Source organism: Dietzia sp. NPDC055877 (genome assembly GCF_053615975.1).
Genome location: NZ_JBSHCV010000019.1, coordinates 20,651 through 41,926 on the forward strand (window position 1 = coordinate 20,651; position 21,276 = coordinate 41,926).

The 21,276-nt window shown below is 69.2% G+C and carries 21 protein-coding genes and 1 tRNA gene; 10 read left to right on the forward strand and 12 right to left on the reverse strand.

The window, feature by feature from the left end; translation table 11 throughout:
• Positions 1-10 precede the first annotated feature (10 nt).
• The 5 genes from ACWGLC_RS15200 to wzm all read right to left on the reverse strand — a co-directional run bounded on the left by ACWGLC_RS15200 (position 11) and on the right by wzm (position 4,037).
• Positions 11-484, reverse strand: a complete 474-nt coding sequence (locus ACWGLC_RS15200) for a PaaI family thioesterase (RefSeq protein WP_344992372.1) — start codon at positions 482-484, stop codon at positions 11-13.
• Between the two features lie 46 nt (positions 485-530).
• Complete coding sequence (locus ACWGLC_RS15205; RefSeq protein WP_452100666.1) at positions 531-1,130, reverse strand: TIGR03086 family metal-binding protein; 600 nt, start codon at positions 1,128-1,130, stop codon at positions 531-533.
• 44 nt (positions 1,131-1,174) lie between these two features.
• Positions 1,175-2,110 (reverse strand): galactofuranosyltransferase GlfT1, encoded by a 936-nt coding sequence (gene glfT1 / locus ACWGLC_RS15210; RefSeq protein WP_452100700.1) that lies wholly within the window; start codon positions 2,108-2,110, stop codon positions 1,175-1,177.
• A gap of 208 nt (positions 2,111-2,318) precedes the next feature.
• Positions 2,319-3,137, reverse strand: coding sequence for a galactan export ABC transporter ATP-binding subunit Wzt/RfbE (gene wzt / locus ACWGLC_RS15215; RefSeq protein WP_230931178.1), 819 nt, complete (start codon positions 3,135-3,137; stop codon positions 2,319-2,321).
• A gap of 12 nt (positions 3,138-3,149) precedes the next feature.
• Positions 3,150-4,037: a galactan export ABC transporter permease subunit Wzm/RfbD gene (gene wzm / locus ACWGLC_RS15220; protein ID WP_344992364.1), complete on the reverse strand. Its 888-nt coding sequence runs from the start codon at positions 4,035-4,037 to the stop codon at positions 3,150-3,152.
• Positions 4,038-4,103: 66 nt separating this feature from the next.
• Between wzm and ACWGLC_RS15225 the strand changes: the two genes are divergently transcribed.
• From ACWGLC_RS15225 to ACWGLC_RS15260, 8 genes are all read left to right on the forward strand, one after another.
• Positions 4,104-5,120: an NADP-dependent oxidoreductase gene (locus tag ACWGLC_RS15225; RefSeq protein ID WP_452100667.1), complete on the forward strand. Its 1,017-nt coding sequence runs from the start codon at positions 4,104-4,106 to the stop codon at positions 5,118-5,120.
• A gap of 108 nt (positions 5,121-5,228) precedes the next feature.
• Positions 5,229-6,698, forward strand: a complete 1,470-nt coding sequence (locus ACWGLC_RS15230) for a polysaccharide pyruvyl transferase family protein (protein WP_452100668.1) — start codon at positions 5,229-5,231, stop codon at positions 6,696-6,698.
• Positions 6,695-7,042, forward strand: coding sequence for a hypothetical protein (locus ACWGLC_RS15235; RefSeq protein WP_452100669.1), 348 nt, complete (start codon positions 6,695-6,697; stop codon positions 7,040-7,042). Before ACWGLC_RS15230 ends, ACWGLC_RS15235 begins: the two co-directional genes overlap by 4 nt.
• Positions 7,043-7,133: 91 nt before the next feature.
• The gene (locus tag ACWGLC_RS15240; protein WP_452100670.1) at positions 7,134-7,622 is read left to right on the forward strand and encodes a pyridoxamine 5'-phosphate oxidase family protein; all 489 of its coding nucleotides are present in this window, start codon (positions 7,134-7,136) and stop codon (positions 7,620-7,622) included.
• A gap of 48 nt (positions 7,623-7,670) precedes the next feature.
• Positions 7,671-8,738, forward strand: a complete 1,068-nt coding sequence (locus ACWGLC_RS15245) for an NAD(P)H-binding protein (protein ID WP_452100671.1) — start codon at positions 7,671-7,673, stop codon at positions 8,736-8,738.
• Positions 8,739-8,817: 79 nt separating this feature from the next.
• Positions 8,818-9,534, forward strand: coding sequence for a CPBP family intramembrane glutamic endopeptidase (locus ACWGLC_RS15250; RefSeq protein WP_344992346.1), 717 nt, complete (start codon positions 8,818-8,820; stop codon positions 9,532-9,534).
• A 205-nt stretch (positions 9,535-9,739) separates the two neighbouring features.
• A complete protein-coding gene (locus tag ACWGLC_RS15255; RefSeq protein ID WP_452100672.1) occupies positions 9,740-10,735 on the forward strand; it encodes an NAD(P)H-dependent flavin oxidoreductase in 996 nt (331 codons plus the stop codon).
• A gap of 4 nt (positions 10,736-10,739) precedes the next feature.
• Entirely contained in the window at positions 10,740-11,297 is a 558-nt protein-coding gene (locus ACWGLC_RS15260; protein WP_344992340.1) for a PadR family transcriptional regulator, read from the forward strand.
• 115 nt (positions 11,298-11,412) lie between these two features.
• Here ACWGLC_RS15260 and ACWGLC_RS15265 read toward each other — a convergent pair whose 3' ends face one another.
• The 3 genes from ACWGLC_RS15265 to ACWGLC_RS15275 all read right to left on the reverse strand — a co-directional run bounded on the left by ACWGLC_RS15265 (position 11,413) and on the right by ACWGLC_RS15275 (position 14,855).
• Entirely contained in the window at positions 11,413-12,591 is a 1,179-nt protein-coding gene (locus ACWGLC_RS15265) for a serine hydrolase domain-containing protein (protein ID WP_344992337.1), read from the reverse strand.
• 126 nt (positions 12,592-12,717) lie between these two features.
• Positions 12,718-13,707: a helix-turn-helix domain-containing protein gene (locus tag ACWGLC_RS15270; RefSeq protein WP_452100673.1), complete on the reverse strand. Its 990-nt coding sequence runs from the start codon at positions 13,705-13,707 to the stop codon at positions 12,718-12,720.
• A gap of 107 nt (positions 13,708-13,814) precedes the next feature.
• Positions 13,815-14,855, reverse strand: coding sequence for an NAD(P)H-quinone oxidoreductase (locus tag ACWGLC_RS15275; RefSeq protein ID WP_452100674.1), 1,041 nt, complete (start codon positions 14,853-14,855; stop codon positions 13,815-13,817).
• A 167-nt stretch (positions 14,856-15,022) separates the two neighbouring features.
• Between ACWGLC_RS15275 and ACWGLC_RS15280 the strand changes: the two genes are divergently transcribed.
• Positions 15,023-15,108 (forward strand) — tRNA-Ser (locus tag ACWGLC_RS15280).
• 441 nt (positions 15,109-15,549) lie between these two features.
• Here ACWGLC_RS15280 and ACWGLC_RS15285 read toward each other — a convergent pair.
• Together ACWGLC_RS15285 and ACWGLC_RS15290 are read right to left on the reverse strand one after the other, a co-directional pair.
• Complete coding sequence (locus ACWGLC_RS15285) at positions 15,550-15,702, reverse strand: hypothetical protein (RefSeq protein WP_452100675.1); 153 nt, start codon at positions 15,700-15,702, stop codon at positions 15,550-15,552.
• A gap of 145 nt (positions 15,703-15,847) precedes the next feature.
• Positions 15,848-16,141: a hypothetical protein gene (locus ACWGLC_RS15290; RefSeq protein WP_452100676.1), complete on the reverse strand. Its 294-nt coding sequence runs from the start codon at positions 16,139-16,141 to the stop codon at positions 15,848-15,850.
• A 989-nt stretch (positions 16,142-17,130) separates the two neighbouring features.
• Between ACWGLC_RS15290 and ACWGLC_RS15295 the strand changes: the two genes are divergently transcribed.
• Positions 17,131-18,195, forward strand: a complete 1,065-nt coding sequence (locus ACWGLC_RS15295; protein ID WP_452100677.1) for an HtaA protein — start codon at positions 17,131-17,133, stop codon at positions 18,193-18,195.
• Positions 18,196-18,344: 149 nt separating this feature from the next.
• On the opposite strand, the gene ACWGLC_RS15300 is transcribed toward ACWGLC_RS15295, so the two are convergent.
• Positions 18,345-19,322, reverse strand: a complete 978-nt coding sequence (locus ACWGLC_RS15300; protein WP_452100678.1) for an alpha/beta hydrolase family protein — start codon at positions 19,320-19,322, stop codon at positions 18,345-18,347.
• Between the two features lie 175 nt (positions 19,323-19,497).
• Entirely contained in the window at positions 19,498-21,273 is a 1,776-nt protein-coding gene (locus tag ACWGLC_RS15305; protein ID WP_452100679.1) for a bifunctional metallophosphatase/5'-nucleotidase, read from the reverse strand.
• Between the last annotated feature and the right edge of the window lie 3 nt (positions 21,274-21,276).

The following is a 21,276-nucleotide window of genomic DNA, read 5'->3' on the forward strand; positions in this document are numbered from 1 at the left end:
CCGCGGGAGATCAGTTCCGGCGCCGGACGGACATCGTGTGTCGGGCCTCGACCACGGCCTTCTCGCGGGAGTCGACGATGAGGGCGGTGTGCACCACGCTGGTGCTGCGCTGTTCGGAGAGTTGGTCGCGGATCATGTCGGCCTCGGTGGCCGGGACCTCGACCCTGCACGTCAGCCGGCCGCGGCCCGGCCGGTGGAAGTCGATCGTCGCGCTCTTCGTCCACACCTGGTAGCCGCCACCGAGCTGTCCGGACAGCAGTGCGCCGTAGAGCACGTCGGTGGCGGCGAAGAGCGCGCCTCCGAACGCCGTGCCGTTCGTGTTGGCGGTCCACGGGGCCACGCGCATGGTCAGCTCTCCGCTGGTCCAGTCCGGGGCGATGTGTCGGATGCGGATCCCCGACCCGAGCAGAGGCGGGTAGAGCGACGCCAGCACGGGGAACGCCGTGGGGCTGGCGGAGTAGCGGTGCAGCATCGTCTTGGGCACGCCGCGATCGTAACTTACTCGCCGGTCAGTTCGCGCCCGCCCAGGGTCAGCCGCGTGGCCACCGCCCTGGGTCGCGACCGGTCAGCGCGAGGGCCGTGTGGCGCGCGGGGACGCCGGGGCCGTCGAAACCCGGAACCGGGGGGTCGAACAGGTCCGGCGCGGGATTCTCGGCGAGATCGGCGCGGACGAACTCCAGTACCGCCTGCTCGAGATCGTCGCCCCACGGCAGGTCGCGGCCCTGGGAGGCGGCGATGTCCCAGGCGTGGACCGCCAGATCGAAGGTCTGCTGGGCCAGATAGTGCCCGGCCGGCGCGCTGCCGTAGGAGAGGTTGACCTCTGTGTCCGCGCCCGTCCCCCGCCACGCGGCGGACACCGGCGCCCGCACCCCACGCCACTGGTCTACGAGGTCGGGGCCGGACATCTCACGCAGGCGGCGCAGCGGGCCCTCGAGGTCCTCGGCCACCTCGTCGACCGTCCCGCCCGCGAGCAGGCCCGGAACCCAGAGTTGCTCGTCCACCACGTGGGCGAGCACCTGGCGCGCGGTCCACGAACTGCACGGCGTGGCGGCATCCCAGTCGGTGGCTCCCGCCAAAGCCTCCTCGAAGACGTCGGCGGCGCGGGCTTGCAGGGCGATCCAGTCGGTCATACGCCCATCATGCGCTCCCGGCCATCTCGCCGCATCCCGCCGGCTCAGGGCTTGTCGAAGTGCTCGCCCGCGCCCATGCGTTGCAGGCGCAGCCACTCGCGGAAGCCGGCCGGGTCGCGGCGGGAGACGAGGAAGTACCAGCCGAATCGCACGATCTCCTGCGGGATCAGCTTGCGCATGCCCGGCTGGGACAGCAGGTAGCCGCGGTTACGGTAGGTGAAATGCCGCTTGACCGGGTCGTCCGGGAACTGCGTGTGCATGCGGCCGCCGAGGATCGGTTTGAACTCGTCGGAGCCCTGCGGGTGGAGGTACGCGGTGGTCAGGCACGTGCCGAACGGTAGGCCGGAGCGGGCGAGGCGGCGGTGCACCTCGACCTCGTCGCCGCGGATGAACAGGCGCAGATCGGGCACGCCCACGCGATCGAGCGCGTCGGCGGTGAACAACGCGCCGTTGAACAGCGAGGCGATGCCCGGCAGCAGGTCGGTGCCCGCCCCGGTCGCGCTGGTCGCGTCGGCCGGGTCCGTCGCCACGTCGCGCTGGTCGTCGGCGAACAACTCGCTGCGCCACCGACGCCACACCAGACCGCGGCGCAGGGGGAAGGCCAGGCGATCGGGGTCGTCGAGGTCGCACACGACCGGCGAGACCTGCGCCAGACCGTGTCGATCCATGCAGCCGAGCAGGGCGGCCAGGACGTCAGGGCCCTCGGGGCGGCCGTCGTCGTCAGCGCACCACACCAGGTCGGCGCCGGTGGCGAGGGCGTGCAGCATGCCGAGCGCGAACCCGCCCGCGCCGCCGAGGTTGTGCTTGGAGCCGATGTAGGTGGCCGCGACCGGCTGCGATTCGACCAGCTCGCGCACGGCCTGCTCGTCGGCGTTGTCCACCACGACCAGGTGGTCGATCGGCCGGGTCTGGCCGCACACCACCTCGAGCGAGGCGCGGAGCTGCTCGAGGCGGCGATGCGTGACCACCACGGCCACCACGCACCGCGAGTCGGCGGATCGCTGCCCACTTACGCGCCCGGATTGCGCACTTTGCGCCGGGTTGCGCGCCCTGTTTGCGTCGTTCCGGGTGCGCAACTCGTCAGCGCCGGCGCCGGACTGCGGGCCGCCCGCGCCATCGGCCAGCGCGCCGCCAGCGCCATCCGCCCTCGCGTCGCCCGCGCCGGAGCCGCCGGACCCCGCCCCGGCCTCAGCCCTCACGCTTCATCCTCTCCATGTATTCCGCGATCGAGCGGCCGGCCTCGGGCCCCTCGTAGGCGGTGACGATCTCCTCGATGCCGCCGCTCTGCCGGATCCGGCCGTGGTCAATCCACATCGCGGAGTCGCACAGCTGCGCGAGGAACTCGTTGGAGTGCGAGGCGAACACCAGGATGCCGGAGCGCGAGACCAGGTCGGCCAGCTTCACGCGCGCCTTCTTCATGAACTCCGCGTCCACGGCGCCGATGCCCTCGTCCAGCAGCAGGATCTCGGGATCGATCGAGGTCACCACGCCCATCGCGAGCCGCACGCGCATGCCGGTGGAGTAGGTGCGCAGCGGCATGTCGAGGTAGTCACCGAGCTCGGTGAAGTCGGCGATCTCCTCGACCTTGGCCTTCATCTGCTTGCGCGTCTGCCCGAGGAACAGACCGCGGATGATGATGTTCTCGTAGCCGGAGATCTCCGGGTCCATGCCCACGCCCAGGTCGAACACGGGCGCCACGCGGCCGCGGATCCGTGCGGCGCCGCGGGTGGGCTCGTAGATGCCGGACAGCAGCCGGAGCAGCGTGGACTTGCCGGCGCCGTTGTGTCCGACCAGGCCGATGCGGTCTCCCTCGCGGAGGGAGAGGGTGATGTCCTTGAGGGCTTCGACGACGACGACGTTGGACGCGTTCCGCCCGATCGCGCCGCCTGCGGACCCGAGGACGGCCTTCTTGAGCGACCGCGACTTGGCGTCGAAGATCGGGAAGTCCACGCAGGCGTCGACGCAGTCGATGGACACGCCGCCGGGAGTGGGCGCAGCAGGACTCATGGGTTGTACCTCCTACACCCAGTACGGGACTCGGGAGCGGAACTTCCGCAGGGCGAGGAACGCCAGCAGCAGGCCGACCGCGGTGCAGCCCAGGACGATCCACCAGTGGTAGGCGGCGACGGGCTGACCGAGCATCGGCGCGCGGACGATCTCCAGGTAGTGGTAGAGCGGGTTGAGCTCGGCGATGCGGGCCCGGTCGGCGATCTGGCCGCCCTGCTCGTACAGCGTCTGCGTGGTCCACACGATCGGGGTCATGTAGAAGAGCAGCTGCACCATCGAGTCGAGCAGCGGCGCGATGTCGCGGAAGCGGGTGGCCAGGATGCCGAACAGCATCGACACCCAGACGCCGTTGATCATGAGCACCGCCAGGCCCAGGGCCGACAGCAGCAGTTCCCAGCCCAGCGGGCGCGGGAAGACGATCATGAGCACCACCCAGATGACCAGGTTGTGCAGCAGGAACAGGAACTGACGCCAGACCAGCCGGTAGACGTGCACGCTCAGCGCGCTGGGCAGCTGCCTGATCAGGCCCTCGTTGGCGATGAAGACCTCGGAGCCCTCCTTGATGCATCCGGAGATGAATCCCCACATGATCAGGCCCACGGTGACGTGGGGCAGGAAGTCGGCGAGCGGGATCTGGAACAGGATGGAGTAGAGGAACCCCAGCGCCACGGCCATGACGCCGGTGGCGATGGTGATCCACAAGGGCCCGAGCGTGGAGCGCCGGTACCGCTGCTTGATGTCCTGCCAGCCGAGGGAAAGCCACAGCTCGCGCTGGTGCAGCCCCTGCCGGAGGTCGCCCACGGCACGGCGGAAGGTCTGGGAGTCATTGACGATCTCGCCGCGTGCGCGCTCGTCGGGGAGCGTCGCCGAGGTGGTATCGGGATGGGACTGGTCCTGCACGAACGCGAAGCCTACTAGAGCGGCGGGCCTCGGCAGCCCCGCCGCGAGGGGGCGTAGACAGTAGGCATGACGACCAGCACTCAGATCCAGCTCGCCAGCCGACCCCGCGGGTGGCCGACGCACGAGAACTTCCGCACCGCCACCGTCGAACTTCCGGAGCTCGGAGAAGGGGAGATCCGGGTGGCGAACGAGTTCGTCTCCGTCGACCCGTACATGCGCGGCCGGATGAACGAGGGGCGCTCCTACATCCCGCCGTTCGAGCTCGACCAGACCATGACCGGTGGGGCGGTGGGCCGCGTGGTCGAGTCCCGCTCGGACGAGCATCCGGTGGGCGCGGTGGTCCTGCACGACCTCGGGTGGCGGGACGTGGCCCAGGGGCCGGGCCGGCAGTTCCGGGTGATCCGGGAGATCGACGGCGTGCCGAACTCCGCGCACCTGGGAATTCTCGGCACCACCGGGCTCACCGCGTACGTGGGGCTCATGCATGTCGCGCGGTTCACGGCCGGGGACACGGTGTTCGTCTCGGGCGCTGCCGGCTCGGTCGGTTCGGCGGTCGGGCAGATCGCGCGGCTCGAGGGGGCCTCGAAGGTCGTCGGCTCGGCGGGTAGCAGGGAGAAAGTGGATACGGTCACCGGGCGGTACGGGTTCGACGCGGCGGTGAACTACAAGGACGGCCCGGTCCGCACGCTCCTGCGCGGGCACTTCGGCGACGTGGACGGAGAGGGGATCGACGTCTACTTCGACAACGTCGGTGGCGACCACCTCGAGGCCGCGCTGGACCTTATGAACGACGAGGGCCGCATCGCGATGTGCGGCGCGATCAGTTCCTACAACTCCACCGAGCGCGCCCCCGGGCCAGACAACCTCTGGCTCATGATCACGCGTCGGCTGACGATGCAGGGCTTCACGATCAACAAGCAGATGGGCCACTACAAGGAGTTCGTGTCCAAGGTCGCCCCGTGGGTGGCCTCCGGTGAGCTGGTCTTCGACGAGACCGTGGTGGACGGGATCGACAACGCCGTCGATGCGTTCCTCGACATGATGGGCGGCGCGAACGTCGGAAAGATGGTCGTCAAGATCTGACCCGGCGCCTCGGCCGGCCGGGGCCGAGGCGGTAGGCCCGCGCGTCACCTGGACGCATGACCTGGGGTGGGGCGCTGGACGCCGGGCGCGGTGCGGCAGGGTGGAGCCATGTCGTCCCCGCTGCGCCGTGCCGCGTCCGTCGATCCATCGCCGCCCTCGCCGGGTGAGCGTCTGCCGGATCGTGTCGCCGCCGGGCTCCGGCAGCGGGCGCGTCGCTCGCTGGACGGGCTGCGCGCCGCCGCGGACGCCCGCTGGGGCCGGCCCCGCGACGAGAGTCGGCCGATCTACCTGGTGGCCCCGGCCGGCCACCCGAACCACGGCGACGAACAGCTGTTGGCCGGCTGGCTGCGCTACCTGCGGCATCGCCTGCCCGGCACGCCCGTGGTGGTGGACTGCCACACCCCCGGACAGGCCGCGGTGTTGCATCACGCCGAGCACCCGGACGTGCTGTTCACCGACACGCTGTGGCGCCTGGCGGGGGAGCACGCGGGGCACGAGCCCTCCGCGGCCGACGCCGGCGCCGACTCCGACGCCACCGCAGCCCCCGCCACCGCAGCCCCCGCCGCCGCGGCCGTCGCGTTCTGCCGGCACGCGGTCGCCGACCTCGGCACACGCCCGGCGCTGGCCTCGGGCATCGAGCTGCTGCGTAGCGCATCCATCATCCATCTGATCGGCGGCGGCTACGTCAACGACCAGTGGCCGCATCACCTCGGCGTGGTGGCCGGCGCGGCGGAGGCCGGCCGGCTGGCGGACGCGAACGTGGTGGCCACGGGGCAGGGCTTCACCCCGTGCGCGGACGTCGGGCCGCTCGCCGACGCGCTGGCCGGGTTCGACCTGGTCACCGTCCGCGACGCCGCGTCCCGCCACCTGCTGGCGGACACCGACGCGCCCGTCCATCTCGTGGGCGACGACGGCTGGCTGTCCCTTGCGGGCGGAGGCGGGATCGAGGCCGGCGATCACCCCGTCTACTCCGACGACCCCCACGCCGCCCGCGACCTCGTGCTGTGCGCGCAGTCGGATCTGGCGGAGCCGGAGGTCGTCGCCGGGGCCGTCGCGCAGATTCTCGCCGCCTGGAAGATCCCGGGGGAGCGGATCACCGTGGTGGAGTCGATCCCCGGCGGGGACCGCGTGGTGTGGGACCTGGTGTGTGCCCGCGCCGACGCCGCGTCAGCGACCGACACGGGGGCCGTCGGTCGGGGCGACGACGACGAGGTGGGCCGCGCGCTCGCCGGTCTGCAACTGCCCATGGCGCGTTTCGTGCCGTTCCAGGAGCTGTGGGCCACGGGACTGCCCGCACGGTCCGGGCAGGTATGGCTGACCACCCGTTTCCATCCACATCTGTTCGCGGCCGCGCGCGGAGCCTTCGGAGTGGCGCTCCGGAGCGGGTCGGCGTACTACGACGTCAAGCACGCGTCGCTGGCCGATGCGGGATCGCCGTGGGTCACCGTGAACGCGCACGACGTCGTCGTCGACCCCCGGGTACCAAACCCGCCGACGGCGGGCGGTTTCGACTCGTCGGCGGTGTCCGCGCTGATCGCCGCGGCGGAAGCGCTGGCCGACGAGGTGTACCCGCTGTGACGCCGCAGGACATCGGCCTCGACGGGCGGCGCTTCGCCGGCGTGACCAACTCCGCCGACGGCGAGGTGGGGCACGCGACGGTGTTCACCTACCGCCAGGACGGCGAGGTGATCTGGGCCGAGTACGGCGGCGGCGCCGTGGTCCGCGGCTACCTGGTGGGCACCCGCGCCGGGGAGGTGCTGCGCTTCCGGTACTCGCACCTGGGCACCGACGGGCAGACCTCGGGCGGAGTCTGCGAGTCGACGATCGAGGTGACGGTCGACGGCCGCGTGCGGTTCCACGAGGCCTGGACCTGGGAGTCGCGTCCGGGCTCGGGCACCAGCGTCGTCGAGGAAATCCGGTGATCGGCTAGCGGTTTTCGGATCGCGACCGCGGCGGTACCGTCCCCACGACGGGCCGATGACACGGCCATCCGCGATCGCGAGAGGATCCGAAATGTCCGAGGACACCCGTTCGCCCGAGCAGATCGTCGCCGACCTCGTCGAGAAGTCGCCCATCTGCATGGTCACCACCACCGCGGCCGATGGCCGGCTCGAGGCCCGCCCGATGACGCGGCAGGACTCCGCATTCGACGGCCGGATCCGATTCCTCGCCCCGCGCGACGGCGATCTGGTCACCGAGGTTCGTGCCAACTCGAAGGTCAATGTCTCCGTGCAGTCCTCCGACGGATTCGTGTCCGTCTCAGGCCGGGCGGAGGTCGACGACTCCCGCGAGACCGTCGACCAGAATTGGAGCGCTGCGGCTGAAGCATGGTTTCCGGACGGCCCGGAGACGGCCGTCGGTCTCGTCGTCCACGCCGACTCGGCCGAGTACTGGGACTCGAGCGGCTCCACCATCGCGCACGTCGCGTCGTTCGTCCGGGCGGCGGTGTCCGGAGACGACCACACGCCCGATATGGGCACGAGCGGCACAGTGGAGCTGTGAGATGACGCGCTCTTCCACGGCCGCGCGAGACGCCGGCAGGCCCGGCCGGTGACCGACCCCCGGGGCGATTCCGCTGCCGCACCTCGTGCGGTCCTGGTGATCGGAGCAACAGGGTACGTCGGCTCTCGGCTGGTCCCCCGGCTGCTGGCCGACGGGGCGCGTGTCTCGGTGCTGGTTCGTACGCCGGACAAACTCGCGGACGTCCCGTGGCGGGAGGCCGTCACCGTCCACCGGGGCGGTCTCGAGGACGAGGAGACACTGACGGCGGCGCTGAGTCAGGTCGATGTCGCCTGCCACCTGGTCCACGCGATGGGCACCTCGCCGGATTTCGTCCGCGAGGAGCGTGAGACCGCGCGGACCTTCGTCCGTGCGGCCGAGGCCGCCGGCATCGACAGGATCGTCCACCTGTCCGGCCTGCATCCGCCCGGCGAGGAGGATCTGTCGGACCATCTGCGCTCGCGTGTGGAGGTCGGGCGCATCCTCCTCGGGTCGTCCGTGCCGGCGCTGGTGCTGCAGGCCGGTGTCGTCATCGGCTCGGGCTCGGCATCGTTCGAGATGATCCGACACCTGACCAGTCGCCTGCCGGCCATGGTCACGCCGAGGTGGGTGGGCAACCGGATCCAACCGATCGCCGTCGCCGACGTGATGCACTACCTGTCCGCAGCGGTCGGTTGTTCGATCGAGGACAGCCGCACGATCGACGTCGGCGGCCCCGACGTGCTGACGTACGGCGAGATGATGCAGGTCTTCGCCGAGGAAGCCGGACTGCACCGACGGATCATGCTGCCGGTCCCGCTGCTGACGCCCACGTTGTCCGCGCTGTGGAGCGGGCTCGTCACGCCCCTTCCCCGCGGGTTGGCGGGCCCGCTGATCGAGTCGCTGCGCTCCGAGGCGATCGTTCATCGAGACGACGCGGAGTCCGTACTGGGAGCCCCTGCCGGCGGGCGGACCGGTTATCGAGACGCGGTTCGCCAGGCACTGCGGGTCCCGATCGGCCCGCGGAATCCGGCGAGCTGGCCAGAGGCCGATCCTCTCGGCGACCCGGCCACGCAGCTGCCCTCCGACGCAGACTGGGCCGGAGTCCGTCCCCCGGTGCTGTGGCGGGCGGGTAGCTGACGAGAATTACCATGGATGTCGCGTGCCGGACGACTGCCGGAGAGTTGATTCCCCCGGTGTACCTGTCGGAGCACCCTTGATGACCGCCTCGAACACCGTGCCCGGGCGGTACCTGCGCGCGCTGCGCACCGGGGACGAGGACCCCACGGATCCCTCGGCACTGCGCCGGCGTCGGCTCGTCGTGGTGATCGTCACGCTCGCCGCGGGAGTGATCATCAGCGCGTGGGCGCTCCGGATCCCGGCTGGCGACCCTCTGTTCTATCCCGCGACGGCCGCACTGGCACTGGTGTGGTTGATCGGCGCGTTCGCCTCGGGCCCCGTCCACCTCGGCAGCGAACCGTATCGTCCCGGCCGGCGACCTGTGGTGACCTCTGTCGGCATCGCGGCGGCGTTGGTCGCGCTCTTCTGTGCCGGCGCGCTCGTCGTCGCCCAGATCCCCGCGCTGCGTGATCCGGTGGACGACCTCCTCGCGCACGGCACCCGCGGCAATCTCGTGGCGGTCGCCGCGCTCACCGCCGTCAACGGGATCGCCGAGGAGTGCTTCCATCGCGGCGCCGTGTACTCCGCCACGCAGCGGGTCCACCCGATCATCATCACGACGATCGTCTACGCGGCGGTGACCGCGACCACCGGCATCCCGCTTCTCGTTCTGGCCGCCGTGATTCTCGGTGCCGTTACGGCGGTTCAACGGCGCTGTACCGGAGGCGTTCTGGGCCCGTGCATCACTCACGTCGCCTGGTCGCTGGTCATGCTCATCGCACTGGGGCCGCTTCTGGACGCCGCCTCAGCCCTGTAGGGCGTGGCTCCTCCAACTACGTGGTGACCAGCCGTCACCCCGGTACGCATTCCCTGCCGTGCACCAGGGGATGTGCTGACTGTAGTGGCGGCTCGTCAGCGGGGCCCGCTCGATCTTTATGCAAACTGTTGCACGAACGAGCTGACGGACGTACCGTCGGAATCGATGCGCCAGTGTGCGCCTCCCGCCCCGAAAGGAAAGCCCGATGGCCCTTCCCCCAGTTCTCTCCGGCCCCATGACCGTCCCCGTGGTGGCCTCGCCGATGTTCATCTACTCCGGTCCCGAGCTCGTGGCCGCACAGTGCGAGGCCGGCGTGATCGGCTCGTTCCCGTCCCTCAACGCGCGCCCGCAGTCGCTGCTGGGTGAGTGGCTCGACCAGATCACCGAGAGCAACGCCGCCTACGCGGCGGCGAATCCCGGCGCGTATGTCGCACCGTTCGCGGTCAACCTGATCGTCCATCGCTCCAACGACCGGCTCGAGGAGGATCTGGCGACGATCGTCGAGCACGAGGTGCCCATCGTCATCACCTCGCTGGGCGCGCGTGAGGAGGTCAACGAGGCCGTGCACGCGTACGGCGGCATCGTGTTGCACGACGTGATCAACAACAAATTCGCGCGCAAGGCCATCGAGAAGGGCGCCGACGGTCTGGTCGCCGTGGCGGCGGGCGCCGGCGGCCACGCGGGAACCCAGTCGCCGTTCGCGCTGGTGCAGGAGATCCGTGAGTGGTTCGACGGCCCGCTGCTGCTCTCGGGAGCGATCTCGCACGGGCGCTCGATCCTCGCTGCCCAGGCCGCGGGCGCCGACCTGGCCTACATCGGCTCGGCGTTCCTGGCCACCCAGGAGTCGCGGGCGACGGAGGGCTACAAGCAGATGATCGTCGACAGCACGGCCTCCGACATCGTCTACAGCAACCTGTTCACCGGCATCCACGGCAACTACCTGCGCGGCAGCATCGAGGCAGCCGGCATGGACCCGGACAACCTCGCCGAGTCGGACCCGTCTGCGATGGACTTCGGCACCGGCGAGGCCGGTGATTCCAAGGCGTGGCGGGACATCTGGGGCGCCGGCCAGGGAGTGGGCGCGGTGACGGCGACCGTCACGTCCCGCGAGCTGGTGGACCGGCTGCGCACCGAGTACGAGTTGGCGGCCGGGGCGCTCTCCGCGACCGCCGCCGCCACCACCTCCGCGTCCGCACGCTGAGCGGATGTCCCTGAAGTTCGCGATCCTCACCTCGCTCACCGAGCGGGAGGGCAGCGGCATCGAACTCGCCCGCCGGTTCGACAAGTCCATCGGTTACTTCTGGCCGGCCACGCACCAGCAGATCTACCGGGAGCTCGACCGACTGACCACCGACGGCCTCATTCGCGAGCTGCCGCAGGAGGGCCCGCCGCGGCGCGGGCAGCCCAAGCGCTTCGCGGTGACGGCCGACGGGCGGGTGCTGCTCGAGGGATGGGTCGGAGAACCGGACGAGCCGGAGCCGATGCGCTCGACGCTCGCCGTGCGGGTGCGGGCGGCCGCGGTGACCGGTAGGACGGACGAGCTCCGCCACGCCCTCGAGCACCACCGCCGGAGACGGAAGGACCTCCTCGAGCACTACCTCGCGATCGAGGAGCGGGACTTCCCCGCCGTGGACCCCTCGAATGTGCGCGGGGTGCTCCAGCACCGCGTGCTCACCCTGGGCATCGAGGGGGAGCGGTCGTGGCTCGCGTGGTGCGATGAGACCCTCGATGCACTGGACCGGCTCCGGGTGCGAGGTGGATGACCTCACAGGGCGGACGCCCTATGGAGCGAATACGAGCAGGCTTTCGCTGCGAACGTCGGGAACCGGGACGTCGCGCCGGCGATCCCGCGGCTTCACCGAGTAGCCCCCCCACGCGTCACAGGGACTGGTAGACGGCGGTCTCGAACTCGAGGAAGTTGTCGACGGCGGCGGGGTCCATGAACGGCAGAACCTGGCTGCCCCAGATCCCGGCGACGTCGGCCTCGCGGTCGATCCAGTAGTAGAGGTTCGCCAGCCCGGCCCAGGACAGAGACCCCGCGCTGCGGCCGGTCGGTGCCTGCTGGTCGTTGACCATGAACGAGTACGCCCACGACTTGCTCTGCCCCGGGAAGAACTCCGCGTCGTGCGAGAGCGCGGGTATCGAGGTCTTGATTGCGGAGACCTTCAGGTCGCCAAGTCCGTTCACCGCCGCGGCAGCCACCGTGGCTGGCTGCAGAACCCTGCCGTGCTCTCCGTCGCCGTCGCGGAGCCACATCCGGAGGAACCGGGTGTAGTCCGGCATTGTCGAGTACAGGCCGTGCCCACCCATGTGGAGTTCTGGGTCCTGGGGGAGCACCAGTCCGTTCGGGGCCAGGGCGCCCTCGGTACGCTGGTGGACGGCGGCTAGTCGTCCTGCCATCGACGGGGTCATGGTGAAGGCGGTGTCGTTCATCCCCAGCGGGGTGAAGATTCTCTCGGCCATGACCTCGCCCAATCGCTTGCCCCGCACGGCCTCCACCACCAGGCCCGCCCAGTCGATGTTGGTGCCGTAGTTGAATCGTGTGCCGGGCTCGAACAGCAACGGCGACATCAGCGAGTCCTTGGTGGCGCCGATGATGTCGGGCTGGCCGGTCTCGGCGAGCAATCCGGCGTAGAGGTCGGAGAAGAACGAGTAGCCGAGGCCGGCTGTGTGCAGGAGCAGCATCCGGGTGGTGACGGGCGTGAACGGAGCGCGCAGGACGGGCGCGCCGTTCGAATCGACTCCCTCGGCGACCTGTAAATCCGCGATCTCCGGTACGTACTCGGAGGCCGGCGTGTCCAGATCGACCAGACCCTCCTCGACGCACTGCAGGACCGCGGTCGAAGTGACGGCTTTAGTGGTGGAGAACATGCAGAAGACCGTGTCTGTCGACATCGGTGCCTCGTCTGCGGTCGAGCGCAACCCCGACGCGCCTTCGTAGATGGTGCCGTCGGCCCGCGTGACGCTGGCGACGACTCCGGGGATACGCGCCTCCGGGACCGCGGCGGTCGTGGTGCGGTTCAGAATGCCATCGAGTCGGGTGTTCAGGGCGGTCATCGGACAACCTCCGGGTTCGGGGCCGCGGTGCGGCCGGGGGCCCGCGGGGAGCGGGTCGGGAGGATCGTCACCCGTCGGCTCGACAGCTGACGTCGCGGATCGGAACCGGATGTCCGGAGTCGGCACTCAGATGTGCGAGGAGCTTCTCAGGGTCTGTGACGGGTTCTCGCCGAATCGGCGGCGGTAGGAGGCGGCGAAGGAACCGAGGTTGACGTAGCCCCAGGCGTGCGCGGCAGAGGCGACCGAAGCGGCTCCGCCGGCCAGTTCGCGGCGCACTCCGTGGAGCCGGCGTTCGTTGAGATAGGCCCGCGGGGAGATTCCCACGTACTTGGCGAAACCGCCGCTCAGGGCGCGGGCGCTGACCCCGGCCGCCGCAGCGATCTCGGAAACGGTGGGCAGGTCATGGGCGTGGGCATCGATGTAGTGCACGGCTGTCCGGATGTATCCGGGGGCCGGAACGGAACGCGGCGACGACAGGTCGAGGCCGACCCCGCGTGACCAGTCGCCCAGCAGTTGGGCGACCAGCATCTCCTCGAGGTGGCGACCTGCCGGCCCTGACGCGACCGCCGCGGGATCCACCGCGGCGGTCCGGGACGTGTAGTCGAGAAGGCTCAGCCACGGACTGCCGGGGCCGCCCACGACGGCCGGCCGGGACCACAGCCGACTGTCGGGAGCTGTGCCGTACCACCGGAGAGACAGGTCGGTGAGGAGACGCTGGGGGATGGTCAGGTTGAGCTGCAGGTGTTCGGTGTCCGCCTCCAGCCGGTAGGGCGAGTGCGCACAATCCACGATATAGGTCTGGCCGCCTGCCAGTTCCGTGCTGTCACGCAGGCCCGCGTGTCGGGTGTTCCCGTCGACGGTGGTGAGTACGAGAATGTTGCCCGAGTCCACTGCGAAGCCGTCCAGGTCGACGTGGATACCGTAGGTGAAGTGCGTCATGGTCACCTCGCCGATGGCAACCGAGTACATTGACGACGACGGGGTGATCCGCCTCCCGTGCGGGCGGACATCGAAGCTCATGTACTTGTCGTCGGTCCAGGCGCGGATCATGTCCCAGTCTCTGGCTCCCGGCCGGTTCCGGCAGGAGGCCGGCCGGGGATCGAACTCGGCTGTCATGCGGTCACGCTACGTCCCCGGGGTTCCGGGCGAGTCCAGATCGCGTAGCGGGGGTCGGGGAGTCGATCAGGTCCGAGATAACCGCAGCAGGCCGGCGGAGGCCACGGTCAGCCTACGGTCAGCAGTATCTTGCCGTGTGACTCGCCGGACTCCAGAAGGGTGAGCGCCTCGGCGGCTCGCTCCAGCGGGATCTCGCGTGAGACGCGGGTGGTCACATCGCCGGCGGTCACCAGCGGCCAGACGTGGTCCACGACCTCCATGCAGATGCCGGTCTTCCCTCCGGGCCCGTCCACCGGGCGGGCCCGGAGGTTCGTCGCCATGATCCCGGCGCGCTTGGGCAGCAATCCGCCCAGGTTGAGCTCGCTTTTCACCCCGCCCTGGAGGCCGATCACGATGATGCGGCCGTCCGGAGCCAGCGATGCCACGTTCCGCTCGAGGTACTTGGCCCCCATCACGTCGAGAATCAGGTCGACACCGCGGCCACGCGCGTCGTGCTCGGTCCACTCCGTGACCTTCTCGACGAAGTCCTCGTCCCGGTAGTCGACCACCAGGTCCGCGCCCAGATCGCGGCACATCTGTACCTTCTCCGGTCCGCCGGCGGTGGTGGCCACCCGTGCACCGAGGGCGCGGCACACCTGGATCGCATGCGAACCGATCCCGCCCGCCCCGCCGTGGATGAGGACCCGGGGCGCGCCCAGCTCCTGATCTCCCCAGTGAGCGTCCCCGGCGAGGATTCCGCGGCCGAGGCCGCCCGTCATCGCCAGGTTGGACCACACCGTGCACGCCACCTCCGGCAGCGTCGCCGCCTCGTGCAGCGACACTCCCGCTGGCACCGGCATCACCTGGCCGGCCGGGACCGCGACCTTCTCGGCATAGCCGCCGCCGGCGAGCAGCGCGCACACCTCGTCGCCGATCGCCAGGCCCTCCACGCCCTCGCCGACCGCCGAGATGCGACCCGAGCACTCCAGTCCGAGGATCTCCGACGCGCCCGGAGGCGGCGGGTAGTGACCCCGGGACTGCAGCAGATCGGCGCGGTTCACTGCCGTGGCCGCCACATCGATCACGACCTCGCCCTGCTCGGGAGTCGGATCGTCGACCTCGGTCAGGCGGAGGGTGTCGGGTCCGTTCGTGTACTCGATGGCCTTCATGAACCCGACCGTAGTCGCGACCGCAGGACCGGGCATCCGGCCGGGATCGATCGGGTCGTGGAGGCGCGGCTTCGTGCGGTCGTCGGGGGTCCACTACGATGGTCACCGTCGTCAGCGTGTAGTTCCACGTGGAACTACGCAGTCGCGCGTGTCGCGGCCGGCGGCGGGGAAGTGTGGCAGAGCGGCCGAATGCACTCGCCTTGAAAGCGAGCGTGCCTAAACAGCACCGGGGGTTCAAATCCCTCCACTTCCGCAAAATTGCAAACTTGCGAGTGGACGCCGCTGATTCGTGGTCCCGCAATTAGGACGTGTTGATCCCTCTCGTGTCGAAGATCAGGGTGCAACGGGCGCCACTCGACCGACTCGTGTCCGGAGTCAAGGCAAACCCGGTAGGTGCGCAGGGAATTGCGGCCTCCGAGCGGTGTCGCTATACGGTGAACACTTGATATCACGGTCCGCCTAGCGGTAATGAGGAAACCCGCGCGATCGCCATGAGCAAGTGCGGCAAACAAAATCCGCTGGGGGCCGCTCAGAAAGACTAAGTAAGTGGCACTTAAGCGACTATGAGTGGCCCCAGGTCTCTTCTTGCGTTGAGGCGGGCTAGTTTATTTACTTGCGCAACGTTCTCCATTCCGAGGTTGGAGGCGCGGAATGAAGAACGTTGCGAAGCTCTTCCGGGTCGATCCGGCCAATCTTAGAGTAGGAGAACCTGGAGCGAGGAAACAGCGAGGATCACGCCGCCCATCACTGGCCAGTACATCTCTTCGCCTAACCCGGTCATGTAGGTAAACTGCTCTAGCGATTGCTTCATCATCGGAGAGTTCATGAAGTGCTGGAAGGGATCCATGCGTGTTTCCTTTGGTTGGGAGGGAGCCTTGATCGGAGGATTCCACATAAGGCCTCACTTACGATAGCGGAGTCAAGATGTGCCCGCTAGTTAGAGTGGATCAGGCTGATTTTCGGACTGCATCGAGATCTCAACGGGGCTGGCGCTATCTCTGCGGGATATCCCATTCCCAGCCGTTGCCTTCCGAATACGGGTCAAAAACTACGGCGACCGTGTTCACTGGGGCGTCAATTATCACTCCAGTCTGGTACTTGGAGGCCGAAGCTAGCTGTGAGGGAGTGGACCCAGGCTGTTCCTCGCAGGTGTAGACGGAAACTGTGTTTAGCTCCTGGGTGCCAACGGTGTAGCCGTCGGCCTTCACTGCCTGCCAACTACCGTGGCCTGGATTGAAGTAAGGCAGCAGAGGGTCGCCTTTCGACATGTCGGGCGAGGTTTCCACGTTCATCTCGATACGAACAAACATGCCCTCGGGGGGCTCGGCATAGCTCCCTGAGCATTCCCGCGCAGTTTCGATGGACGTAACAACAAACTTGACGCACATTTCGTTGCCATCTTGGCCACACCCCGCGACACCACCGGTCTCACCGATGGTCTTAGCGAGGTGCCCGCGCTCGTTGCGTGGGGGCCCCGATTCCGCGCTCTGGGTTGCACTGGCAGGGCTTGCGGGAGGTGTCATGTCCGGGTCGGAACTGCTTCCGCAAGCCGATAGCGCGAGGAGGCTCGCAAGGGTTGTGCCGGCCAGTGCTGTCGCTCTATGCATGTCATTAACTTACAGTCTTCACAGATGTGTGGCGCGACTTGGCTCACTGCCGCCTCGGGGGCGTTCGTTGACCTTGAGGGCGCGCAGGTGTGTCGGGCATCGCCCAACTGGCTGTCAGGTGCGGCCCACCTGTCCAGGCGGTTAGCGCTTCGGCCCTCGCCCACATCGGGTAAACGTTGTGGCACCTTCAGGTCGAACTCGGTGCGAGTAGGGCCGGTGCAGGTTTCGGCCGTTGATGGTGCTAGTGCTCAAGCATGAGCGATTTATTAACGGGCGTTCTGCAATCAATGCCTCAAGTGGACGCGGAGGGGTGAGGGAGTGACGGATCGAAGCGTCCGGGGATGGATCCGACGACGACGGGTCGATCGAGTTGGCTTAGCGCCCACGACAATTTGCTTTGTTCTGGTCTAGACCCTCGGCAGAGCTTGCCCAACCTCCTGGGGTCGTCCTATGGCTCAGCCATTACACCGCGAAAAACACGGAGCGGAAGCAATGGTCGTGCGGCTACGGATTTGTAGCCTGTTGCCAGTACTTAGAGATGCATAGTGGTAAGCCCCCTACTTCCGCAGAAGATCTGCAGGCAGTGCAGTGCAAGCGCTGCGCAAGGCGCGGGCGGGAACTCGAGGGCGAGGGTCGATCTTAGGGTCACCTAACCTATGGTTGTGGGTATGACCAGCTTGTGGAAGAGCTTCCTGGGCGCGATCGCCCTCGCCGTCGTCGTCCCCTTCGCCCCCGCCGTGGCCGGCACCGCGGCCACGGCGTCCGCCGCGCCGACGGTCCCCGACGACCTCCCGGTCTTCCCCGAGGTCCAGCAGAACCCACAGGTCACCGTGACCACCGAGGACGGCCGACCGGTCGACGGCCTCACCGTCCACCGCGGCGACGTCCTGCTGATCCACGGCACCGGTTTCTCCCCGCAGGCCAACCAGGGCGGCTTCCCGCTGCCGGTCCCGCCGGGTGTCCCGAACGGTGTGTACGTCCTCTACAGTGCGTTCCCCGACCACTGGAAGCCGAGCGAGGACGCCCCGGCCGGCTCCCGCACCCACCCGCACGACCGGATGGCATGGGTGACCCCCGCCGGAACGCTCGAGGCGATTCCCAAGGCGCCAATCGACATGCATCGTTCCATCGCCCGCGTGGCCCAGCCGATGGCCGACGACGGCAGCTTCACCGCCCGGATCGTCGTAGACCCTGCCGAGAACACCCCGGGCGACAACTGGGGCGTGTACGTCTACGCCGGCGCCGGCTCCGTCAACGCCGCCGAGGAGTTCTACGTCCCGATCGCCTACTCGCCCGAGCCCGGGCCCGACACCCCGCCCGAGCCGACCCCTGACCTCGTCGTGGACGCCGGCCTCGTCCACCAGGCGACCTCCGCCCTCCAGGGCGGCATCAACCCGCGGTCCGGAGCAGCCGAGCAGGACGGGGAGCGCGTGAGCTTCACCCGCGACCACGCCGCCGAGGCCGCCGCCGGCGACGGTATCCAGCGGTACCGCGGCACCGTCACGGCCACGGCGCGGTTCAACATCGTCGAGGTCGCGATGAAGGACCCCCGGATCGAGACCCGTGCCGACGGCAGTTGTGTGCTCACCGCTCTGGTGTCACAGCGCCACGATGTGGGGGCGGACCTGCTGCACCGGGTCGACGTGGGCGTGCTGGGGCCGGTTGACGTGGCCGGCCTCCACCCCGTCGTCCTGGGGCCCGTCACCGTCGGGCACGTAGCCGTCGACGGCTGATCAATGACGCCGCTGCCCGCGTGCGGCGACCAGCGCCGCGAGCTCGACCCGCGTGCGCAGGTCGAGCTTGTGCAGGACGTGGGAGACATGGGTCTGGACGGTGCACGGGGGCCTCCGGCCCCGAAGACGAGCAGTTCTGCCCCGAGAGGTCAGGGAGTGACGACCTTGTCGAGGTCCGAATCCGAGACGCTGACGATCGTATCGAGGACCTTCGAGTAGTTGGGGGAGTCGCCGGAGACGATCGACACGTGGTTCTCGCCGTCGATGACCATCAGCTTGGCGTCGCCGCCGGCCCGGCGGGCCGAGGTGACGTAGCGTCGCGAGTTCTCGGGCGACACCACCGTGTCCTCGGAGCCGTGCAACGCCACGACCGGGGTGTCCGGGGCGATGTTCTGGATCGGGTCCACCATCGCGTAGCGGTCCGGCACCTGCGACGGGGTGCCGCCGATCGCTTTGACGATCCGGTCGTCGCCGTTCTCGGCCGCGTAGACCGCGTCCAGGGGCCCGGCGATCGAGACGACCCGGGTGGGGCGGAACCTGGGCTGGGAGCCGACCTCGTCGTCGTCGAGAAGATGCCTGGTCCCACCCCACACGGCGAGCTGGGCGCCGGCGCTGTGCCCCACGACCACCTCGTCGTCGATCGTGATCTGCGGGAACATCTCGTCGACCTTCACCACATGGTCGAGGGCGTCGGCGACGTCCCGGAACGTCGTGGGCCAGCCTCCGCCCGAACCGAGTCGCCGGTACTCGATGTTGTAGACCGCCATGCCGCGGGTGGCCAGCTCGCGGGCCAGCGGGTCGAACGCATCCGCGCCGATCTCGCTCTGCCACGCGCCGCCGTGGATGATCACGGCCAGCGGCAGGGAATCGACCTCCTCCTCACCCGCCGGGATATAGAGATCGGCCCAGTTCTGCTCGGGATCGGGCTCACCGGCACGAGTCGGGTACTCGAAGCGCTGCACCGCGACCTCGTCCAGTCGCGCGGGGCCGTCGACCGTCGGGTCAACTTTCGCCACCGGTTCGGGGGAGGCGCAGGCCGGCAGCGCGATGAGCGCAGAGGCCAGGGACAGCGCGATCGCCGCGGTATACGGACGACGGCTGACACCACGTCTCAGGGACACAGTCACTACCTCGTTAGAGTCTTCATTCGACAAGAGCAACCTCGCACGGCGCGAGCGTCCGCTGGGCGTCTCGTGCGGCACGATGCCGCGCAAAGAATGAAGCTCAGCTTAGCGTCTGGGCGAGGCGACGCGAACGTATCGCCACGTATGGGGCTGCCTCCCGCCAGAAAGCGCAGGGGGATCAGCGGATGACGCGAACCCGGCCCGGCTTCGGCGACGTGAGCGGTCCTTCATCGGTGACGTAGCGCGTCAGCGCGGAGATGTCCGTGAGGCCGGCTTCGCGGCGGGTGCCGCGCTCGGCGAACGGCGAGCCGTTCCACTCGGGGGAGGAGAGGAACTCATTGACCACCACGGTGTACTCGGCGGCCGGGTCGACCGGCTCGTCGTCCACCGTCAGCTCGGTGACGCGCGCCCCCTCGGGTTTGCTCATATCGACGGTGTAGCGCACGTTCGAGGACACGGCGGCGCCGTGGTGGCCGATGTCGTCGGCGAACTGGTCGAAGGCGTCCTGGAGGTCCTGGCCGGTGACGGTGACCAGGTAGAGGCGGTCGCCGTAAGGCTGGACGGTGTGCAGGGTGGCATAGTCGAGAGGGCCTCGCGGCATGTCGGCCAGGAGCGAATCCGGATTGGACAGCGCGAGATCCGCGCCCCGGCCGCGCGCCGCGTGGAGTTGCCCGTCGGCGATCACGTCGGCCAGCGGGGACTCACCGTTCTCGTCCATCTCGAGCGGGATCGTCTCGGATGCCTCGCCGATCACCTCGCGGGCAGCCGGCGCCGAGGCTGCCCGCGCCTGACGGACGAGCTCCTCGGTGGCGGCATCCGGCTCTATATCCAGGTTGACCGTCTGGTTGAACACCGACGTCTGCGGACGGATGACGTGGCCGGTCGTGGGATCCACGGCCAGGTCGACGACGGTGACCGAGCGGCCGTGGGAAGCAGGGGCGACAACCACCCGCTCGTCGTTGTCCGCGTCGAGGATGCGGCACGTAGCCGGGCCGCCGGACGCGCCGACGATCAGGGCGTCGACCGCCGGGTTGACGTTCTTGACCATGTCGATCTCGGTGAGCTGCTCCGGACAGGCCCCGGGGTCCAGGTTGTCGTGCACGGAATCGGACTGGACCAGGCCGACGATCGCCTCGACGCCCAGGAACTGCAGCGACTCCACCGTGTCATCGAGCGCGCGCATGGGGTCGGCCAGCCGGGTGGTGGTCTCCGGAGCCCCCTCCGGCGGCATGGTCACCGCCACGACGCCCACGCGGACGTCGCCGACCCGGTGGATGGCGAAAGGAAACGTCGGCGCCGCGTCGTGCGACGGGACCACGTTGGAGGCCAGGAACGGAAAAGCCGCCCCGCGGAAGGGCGGCAGCGGCGGGTCGACCCGGCACTCCTGCTCGGAACGGCAACCGGGCTTGACCAGGGAACGGATGTGGTCGGCGCCCTTGTCGAGCTCGCGGCGGCCGATGCCGGCCCCGTCGACCCCGATGCGGTTGAAGAACTCGATGGTCGGACGGTCGCCCAACAACGCCGCCTCGGGTGCGGTCCCGCCGATCGAGTCGCCGGTGGCCAGCAGGAGCGCGTTGTCGGACTGGGCGCGCAGCTTGGCGACGGTGGCGGCGAGGTGGGGACCCCCGCCGGCGGGGCGGACGTTCCCGGATCCGTCGCGCAACTCGCCCTGGAAGCCGACCGGTCGGGACAGTGCCCCCGAGAACTCGCCGATCCCGAGGATGCGCACCGTCTGCGCCTCGACGGACGGGCTCCAGGGCTTACTGGTTTCGTTGGCCGCACCCGCCTGAGCAGCCGCGACGGGCGCCTGGACGAGACCCATGGCCAGCGCGGTGACGGCCGCGATGACGAGCGCCGCCACCGTGGCGGCGGAGCCCGGCCGGGACGTGATCGTCGTTACGGACGTATGGGCAGCTGCGGAGTTCGGCACAGGGCGTGAACTCAGTTGCTGCACATC